The sequence below is a fragment of the Nonomuraea sp. NPDC050691 genome (assembly GCF_040654455.1).
Classification (GTDB): domain Bacteria; phylum Actinomycetota; class Actinomycetes; order Streptosporangiales; family Streptosporangiaceae; genus Nonomuraea.
Genome location: NZ_JBFAIA010000084.1, coordinates 26,012 through 33,556, shown reverse-complemented (window position 1 = coordinate 33,556; position 7,545 = coordinate 26,012). Strand labels below are relative to the sequence as shown.

Below are 7,545 nucleotides of genomic sequence, written 5' to 3'. Positions count from 1 at the left end.
CACGAGGCCGGCATGTACGGCGTCTACGCGCAGGCGCGCGACGGCCGCCAGGTGTGGCGCGGCGCCTCCGGCGTCGCCGACGTGGTCACCCGCCGGCCGGCGCGGCCCGACATGCGCCACCGGGTGGGCAGCATCACCAAGACGTTCACCTCGGTGGCGATCCTGCAGCAGGCCGAACGGGGCGCCGTCGAGCTGGACGCGCCGGTGAGCCGCTACCTGCCGGGGCTGCTCCCGGGCGAGCGCGGCGACAGGATCACCGTCAGGATGCTGCTCAACCACACCAGCCACATCGGCGACTACATCGGGGGCGCGTTCCCCTCGCTGCCGAAGGGCTCGCCCACCAGCCTGGACGACAACCGCTTCCGCAGGTTCGCACCGGAGGAGCTCGTGGGCTTCGGCCTGGCCGCCCGGGCGACCGGGGAGCCGGGAGCGGCGCCGGGCTCCTACTCCAACACCAACTACATCATCGCCGGCCTGCTGCTGGAGAAGGTGACCGGCCAGGACGCCGAGCGGGTCATCACGCGTGACGTCATCCACCGGGCCGGGCTGCGCGACACGTTCTTCCCCACCACGCCGCGCCTGCCGGGGCCGTCGTCGAAGGCGTACGAGTCGCTGTACGGGCTGATCGACCCGCCGCGTGACTACAGCACCTACGACATGTCGTGGGCGGGCACCGCGGGGGCGCTGGTGTCCACCATGGACGACCTCAACCGGTTCTACCGGGCGCTGCTGCGCGGCGAGCTGCTCGGCGCGCGGCGGCTGGCGGAGATGCGCACGACCGTGCCGGTGGCGGCGGGCGGCGGGCTCGTGGACTACGGGCTCGGCCTGTACACGGTGGAGCTGCCGTGCGGGCGCTTCTGGGGACACGACGGCGGCGTCTTCGGCATGACGACCCAGACGCTGGTCAGCGAGGACGGCGGCCGTGAGCTCTCCTTCGGCCTGAACCGGACGAAGTACCAGCGGATCGGCGACGACGGCACGATCGAGCCGAGCCCGATCGACTACGCGCTCGGCGACCACATGATGGCCGCCCTGTGCGGGCAGGTGCCCCAGGCTGAGGCGCGGGCGGCGCGGGCGTCCTTCGTCCCGTTCGCGGTGGATCGGGTGCCGCTCGGCCGCTGACCCTTCTCGGGCCGTCGCGTCAGGCCGTCGAGTGGTCGGCGGCCTCCGCGGCGATCTCGGGGGCCCGGTGCTCGTACGGCGTGCTGAGGACCACCGTGGTGCGGGTGGAGACGTTGGCCGCGGCGCGGATCTGCTGGAGCAGGTCCTCCAGCGCCACGGGCGAGGCCACCCGCACCTTGAGGATGTAGCTCTCGTCGCCCGCCACGCTGTGGCACGCCTCGATCGCGGTCAGGTGGGCGAGCCGGTCGGGGGCGTCGTCCGGGGCGGCGGGGTCGATCGGCTTGATGGACACGAACGCCGTGAGCGGCAGCCCGATCGCGTCGAGGTCGATGACGGCGGTGTAGCCGCGCACCACGCCGCGCTTCTCCAGGCGGCGGACCCGCTGGTGAACGGCGGACACCGAGAGCCCGGTCTCCCTGGCCAGGTCGGTGAAGCTCATCCGGCCGTCCTTGGCCAGCAGCGTGACGATCCGGCGGTCGATCTCCTCCATCGGTCAAAAATAGCCCGTCGAGGTCACGACATGGTTCCGACCGGGGTGGCGCCCCGGCGCATGGCGTGCTCGACGAGCGTGATGAGCACCTCGCGGCCGGAGTCGCGGCGGCGGGCGTCCGTCATCACGATGGGGATCTCCGGCTCCAGGTTGAGGGCCGAGCGCACCTCGCCGACCGTGAACTCCCGCGCCCCGTCGAAGCGGTTGAGCGCGACGACGAACGGCGTGTCGCGCTGCTCGAAGTAGTCGATGGCGGGGAAGCAGTCGGCCAGGCGGCGCGTGTCGGCGAGCACCACCGCGCCGAGCGCCCCCACGTTGAGGTCGTCCCAGACGAACCAGAACCGCTCCTGGCCGGGCGTGCCGAACAGGTAGAGCATGTAGTCGCCGCTGATGGTGATGCGGCCGAAGTCGAAGGCCACGGTGGTGGTCGGCTTGTCCTCGATGCCGGCCAGGTCGTCGATGTGCTGGCCGATCTGGGTGAGGATCTCCTCGGTGCGCAGCGGCCGGGTCTCGGACACGGCCGTCACCATCGTGGTCTTGCCCGCGCCGAAACCACCCGCGATCAAGATCTTGATCGCGGTGGGCAACCGCCACCGATCAGAACGACCGAAATCCATCGAGCACCGCCTGTACATCCCTTCGCGGGCAAGGCCCTCGCCATGCCGCGCGCGCACAAATCCGCCCTGGGAGCCTTGGTCGGCGGAGGCCTGTCAAGGCGCAAGAAGAGGTCGATCTACATGCCTGGCACCGGTCACCCTAGCAACGCCTCAAATTCCACTCAAGTCGCAAAGCGCCTCAGAGATCAATATGTCATACCCGGGGGCGGAGTGGGGGTTACTGACGCTCTTCGGGGGTTGGTCAGGAAGGGTGTCACGTCTTTCCGGCCACCCGTTAGCCCGCCTCGACCGTGACGAACGGCACATGAGGTCGTGTGGCTCGCTCCTCGCGGCGGGACCGCGCCCGTCCCCTCCTCGGGCGTGGCCCCGCCGCCTTTCAGCGGGTCTCCCCGCCGGCCCCGTCTCCCCCGCGGGTCTCCTCGCCGGAGGCGGCCAGCCGGGCGGCGAGCGCCACCCGCGAGCCGATGCCGAGCTTGGTGTAGATCTTCCCGATGTGGTACTCGACGGTCCTGACGCTGATCAGCAGCTCGCGGGCGATCTGCCGATTGGTCAGCCCGCCGGCCGCGAGCCTGGCCGCGCTGAGCTCCTGCGGCGTCAGGCCCAGCCGCACCGTGCCCGGGGGCTCCGTCCCGCAGGCGTCCAGCTCGCGCACGCAGCTCTCGGCGAGCGGCCGGGCGCCCAGCCGGTCGAGGACCTCGTACGCGGCCCGCAGCCGGTCCGCGGCGGCCCTCCTCCTGCCGGTACGCCGCAGCACCATGGCGAGCCCGAGCAGCGCGCGTCCCTCCTCCAGGGGGTCGGCGGCGTCCCGGGCCAGCTCCAGCGCCCGGGCGAGCCTGATCTCGGCGCCCGTGGGCACGTTCCGGGCGCCCAGCAGCCCCTCCAGCCGGGCCCGCACCGGCCCCGGGCGTCCGGGGTCGCCGCTGACGGCCACCACCCGCACCCCCGCGCCCCCGCGCCGGTCGCGGCCCGGTCCTCGAGTCCGGCCCGCGATCCGGTACCGGCGTCGAGGCGCTCCGCCAGGGCCTGGTGGAGCATGGCTGTCTTGCCGATCCCCTCCGGGCCCTCCACCGCGACGACACGCGCGCGACCGCCCACGGCGGCGCGCAGCTCCGCCGCCCGCCCCACGAAGACCGCGTTCCCGGCGGACGACGACGCCGCCCCCGCCGACGACGCGTCCCGAAACACCCCGTGTCCCGGGCCGACGACGCGTCCCGCGGCACCCCCGTGTCCCGGGCCGGCGTCAAGTTCCCGGCGCCCGTCGCCTCTCCCCTCCGTCGCCCTCCTCTTCACGGAGCGCGGAGCGGCCCCCCTGATACACCCGGAAGATCCGGATATATCGGGAGGGAGGGAGCGAGGGTCAGCCCACGTGGACGACGGGACGCCGCCCGGCGTCGGGCTCGGCCTGCCGCAGCACCTCCCGGGTCAGCGGCGGGATGTCGCCGCCGCCGAACACCAGGTAGCGCAGCAGCGCCCCGATCGGGTTGCCCTCGGCGGCCCAGTGGAAGTACACGTGCGGCATCTTGCCCGTCTGGTCACGCAGGTAGAGCAGCAGGGCGGCGATGGCGTTGGCCACGGTCGGGCTCTCCAGGCGCAGGATGCGGTACCCGTGCCGCTCCTCCCCCTTCACCCTGACCTCGCTGGCGAACTCGGAGGCGTCGGGCACCGTGACCTCCAGGAACAGGATGCCCTCGGAGGGCCGCAGCCGGTGCAGCTCCCACGCCTCGCGGGCCTTGTCGACGTACTCCTTGCAGTCGCGGGCGTGCGGCTCGTTGGCGATGAGGCGCAGGTCGCCGGACTCGTTGACGTACTGGCGGGCGAGGTCGTCCAGCGAGATCTGCGTGACGCGCAGCTCGGTGGAGCGGGTGGCCCGCGATATGAGCGAGGTGATCACGATGGCGAGCACGAACAGCAGGGCGATCACCAGGCCGTCCGGCCGCTCGATGATGTTCGCCACCAGCGCGTACGCGAAGATCAGGCTGATGACGCCGAACGGCACGGCGGCCTTGGCACGGCGGCCGACCCAGGCCGACAGGGTGACGGCGACGGCGGCCGACAGGATGAGCGCGAGCACACCGGTGGCGTAGGCGCCGCCCTGGGACTCGACGTCGGCGCCGAAGAACAGCGTGATGAGGAACGAGATGACGGTGAAGACCAGCACCATGGGCCGGGCCGCGCGCGACCAGTCGGGGGCCATGCCGTACCGGGGCAGGTAGCGCGGCACGATGTTGAGCAGCCCCGCCAGCGCCGAGGCGCCGGCGAACCACAGGATGGCGATCGTGCTGAGGTCGTAGGCGGTGCCGAACCAGTCGCCGAGGTACTCGTGGGCCAGGTACGCCAGGGCCCGCCCGTTGGCCGAGCCGCCCTCGGCGAACTCCTTGGCCGGGATCAGCACGGTCGTGGCGAAGCTGGAGGCGATGAGGAACACGCTCATGATGAGCGCCGCGGTGGTCAGCAGCTTGCGCGCACCCTTGACCCGCTGCTCCAGGTCGCCCTTGACCAGCGGCATCACGGCCACGCCGGTCTCGAAGCCGGACAGGCCGAGGGCGAGCTTGGGCATCACGTACAGCGACACGGCGACCATGGCGACAGGGCTGGCGTAGTCGGCGGCCAGGAGGTTCTGCCAGTCGGCGACCTTGGCGGGCGCGGCGAGCACGTGCTGGACGGCGGTGGCGACGACGACGACGTTCAGCAGCAGGTAGACGGCCACGAGCACGACGGCGATGGAGATGGCCTCGCTGAACCCGGCGAGGAACACGCCGCCGAGCGCAGCGATCAGCAGCAGCGTCACGGGGACCTGCCAGCCGGCCAGCGCCTCGGGCACGAACGGGTTGTGCAGGATGTGCGCCGTGGCGTCGGCCGCCGACAGCGTGATCGTCACGATGAACGCCGTGGCGACGAAGCCGAGCAGGAACAGCACGAGCAGCTTGCCGCGCCAGCCGGGCAGCAGCCGTTCGAGCATGGACAGGGAGCCCAGCCCGTGCGGGCTCTGCTCGGCGACGGCCCGGTAGGTCGGCAGCGCCCCGAAGAGGGTGAGGGCCACGAGCAGCAGCGTGGCGATCGGGCTGAGCGCGCCGGCGGCGAGGGCCGCGATGCCGGGCTGGTAGCCCAGCGTGGAGAAGTAGTCCACGCCGGTGAGGCACATGACCTGCCACCAGGTGTGCTGGTGCTCGGGCGCCTCCTCGTGGTGGGGTCCGGTGGTGCGGCGGTCGGAGCGTTGCAGTCCTTTCAGCAGCCATCCGCGAACCCCTGAGCCGGCCGTACTGACCACGTTCTCCCCCTGCGCGACACCCGTCCCGCTTTGGGACGCCTTGTTGTGGTGGACAACTGTGCCACGGGCCCCAGCGGTGCCGTCACTCACCCCTTCTCCTGACATGTCGCCCGCCCCTTCCCGGCAGGACGTGGCGTACTCACGTCCTGCCGGGAAGGGTCCTAGAGCTCCGGGGTCCGCTCCTCGGCCTCCGTGACGCGCTCCTCCGCCCACAGCCGCCGCATCTCCGGGCAGTCGGCCAGGAGCCCGGCCAGCGTCCCGCGCCCGGCTACCCGGCCGCGGTCGAGGACGACGATCTCGTCGGCGCGTTCGAGGGCGGCCCGCCGGTGCGACACCACGAGCAGCGTCGCGGGCCCGCCGCCGTCGCGGGCGGCCGTCGCCAGCCGGTCCCACAGCACTTCCTCGGTCTCGACGTCGAGCGCGGACGACAGGTCGTCGACGACCAGCAGGTCCGGGGCGCGTACGAGGGCGCGGGCGGCCGTCGCGCGCTGCGCCTGGCCGCCGGACAGCCGGACGCCGCGCGGCCCCACGACGGTGTCCAGCCCCTCGGGCATCGCGGCCAGGTCGTCCTCCAGCGCCGCCAGGCCCAGCGCCCGCTCCAGGCCGTCGCCGGGCGCGCCGAGCAGCAGGTTCTCCCGCAGCGGGGCGGAGAACAGCCGGGGCACCTGCCCGGCGTAGGCCACCCGGCCGGGCACCAGGAACGTGCCGGGGTCGGCGACGGGCCGGCCGTTCCAGGCGATCGTTCCCTCGTCCGCCGGGACCAGCCCGAGCAGCGCCCGTACCAGCGTCGTCTTGCCGGCCCCCACGGCGCCGGTGACCACCGTGAACGACCCGCGCCGCACCAGCAGGTCCACCTGCCGCAGCCCGGCCCCGTGCGGCCCGAGGCGGACGGTCAGGCCGCGCGCCTCCAGCACCTCCAGCGGGTCGTCGTGACGGGGCCGCGGCGGGGCGGCGGGCGGCTCGCGGTGGAACCACACGCCGCTGTCGCGCGCCAGGTCGCGGGCGTCCTCGTGCGGCGCCATCAGCCGAGCCAGGCGGCCGGTGGCGACGGCGGCGTGCGGCAGCCGGGCGAGGATCCCGCCGACGACGCGCGGCAGCGCCGCCAGCCACCCGGCGTAGCTGGTGAACAGCGCCAGGTCGCCCACGGTGAACCCGCCGCGCCGCATGGCCGGCGCGGCGAGCACGAGGACCAGTCCGACGCCGATCTCGATGGTCGCGTTGGTGACGCCGTCCAGCAGGTCGGTCGCCAGCCGGTCGCGGACGGCCGCGTCGCGCCGCGCGCGGTTGCGCGCTCGCAGCCGCTCCATGGCCGCCTCCTCCGCGCCCGCGACCTTGATCGCGAGCACGCCGCCGAACATCTCACCGACGTACGCGGTGACGTCCGCGCCGAGCGCCCGGGCCCGCCGGTGCAGCGACCGGACCCGCCGGCGCATCAGCCGGCCGGTCACGCCGATCACCACCATCGGCACCACCAGCGCCGCCGTGACGGCCGGGTCGATCGCCACCATGATGCCCAGGGCGGTCCCGCCGAACAGGATCGCCCCGGCCAGCGGCACCGCCTCGTCCACCAGCTCCACCAGGTCGCTGACGTCGTCACGCAGCCGCGCCAACGCGTCGCCCGGCGCGTGCGGCAGCCTGGCCGCCGCGGGGCCGGGGGCGGTGAGGACGGAGCGGAGCACGTTGGCGCGCAGGAGGGTCGCCGCCGCGTCCCACCAGTAGTCGCCGTACGTCCAGGCGACCACCATGGTCAGGCCACGGGCCAGCTCCACGCCGACGAGCGCGGCACACAGCCACAGCACCTGGTCCAGGGCGGCCGGCGCCTGGCCGCTGATCCCGTCGAAGATCTTCTGGAGGGCGAGGCCCGTGAGGACGGGCAGCACGCTGACCGGCATCCACAGCAGCGCCCCCACCAGGAACCGGCGCAGGTCGAACCGCACCAGCCCGGCCACCACCGTCCGCACGCCCTCCCCGTCCGCTCCGGTCGTCCGGTCCGCTCTCCTCGTCCGGTCCGCTCTCCTCGTCCGGTCCGCTCTCCTCGTCCGGTCCGC

Annotated in this window: 6 protein-coding genes; 1 reads left to right on the top strand and 5 read right to left on the bottom strand. The window is 73.4% G+C overall.

Annotated features, from left to right (window positions below; all coding sequences use genetic code 11):
* A partial coding sequence (locus AB0H81_RS26595) for a serine hydrolase domain-containing protein (protein WP_358379889.1) occupies nt 1-1,122 on the top strand: 1,122 nt, incomplete at its 5' end.
* A gap of 19 nt (nt 1,123-1,141) precedes the next feature.
* On the opposite strand, the gene AB0H81_RS26590 is transcribed toward AB0H81_RS26595, so the two are convergent.
* The 5 genes from AB0H81_RS26590 to AB0H81_RS26570 form a co-directional block, all read right to left on the bottom strand.
* Nucleotides 1,142-1,612 carry an Lrp/AsnC family transcriptional regulator gene (locus AB0H81_RS26590; protein ID WP_358379886.1) on the bottom strand — a complete coding sequence of 157 codons (471 nt, stop codon included), beginning with the start codon at nt 1,610-1,612 and terminating at the stop codon, nt 1,142-1,144.
* Nucleotides 1,613-1,635: 23 nt separating this feature from the next.
* The gene (locus AB0H81_RS26585; protein WP_358379883.1) at nt 1,636-2,229 is read right to left on the bottom strand and encodes an ATP/GTP-binding protein; all 594 of its coding nucleotides are present in this window, start codon (nt 2,227-2,229) and stop codon (nt 1,636-1,638) included.
* A gap of 376 nt (nt 2,230-2,605) precedes the next feature.
* Complete coding sequence (locus AB0H81_RS26580; RefSeq protein ID WP_358379880.1) at nt 2,606-3,169, bottom strand: LuxR C-terminal-related transcriptional regulator; 564 nt, start codon at nt 3,167-3,169, stop codon at nt 2,606-2,608.
* A gap of 417 nt (nt 3,170-3,586) precedes the next feature.
* A complete protein-coding gene (locus AB0H81_RS26575) occupies nt 3,587-5,587 on the bottom strand; it encodes an amino acid transporter (protein ID WP_358379877.1) in 2,001 nt (666 codons plus the stop codon).
* A 71-nt stretch (nt 5,588-5,658) separates the two neighbouring features.
* Nucleotides 5,659-7,458 carry an ABC transporter ATP-binding protein gene (locus AB0H81_RS26570; RefSeq protein WP_358379874.1) on the bottom strand — a complete coding sequence of 600 codons (1,800 nt, stop codon included), beginning with the start codon at nt 7,456-7,458 and terminating at the stop codon, nt 5,659-5,661.
* Between the last annotated feature and the right edge of the window lie 87 nt (nt 7,459-7,545).

Bases quoted from the DNA above. Each gene is read 5' to 3' on its own strand.
- AB0H81_RS26590 (WP_358379886.1), bottom strand. From the start codon at position 1,612: ATGGAGGAGATCGACCGCCGGATCGTCACGCTGCTGGCCAAGGACGGC.
- AB0H81_RS26585 (WP_358379883.1), bottom strand. From the start codon at position 2,229: ATGGATTTCGGTCGTTCTGATCGGTGGCGGTTGCCCACCGCGATCAAG.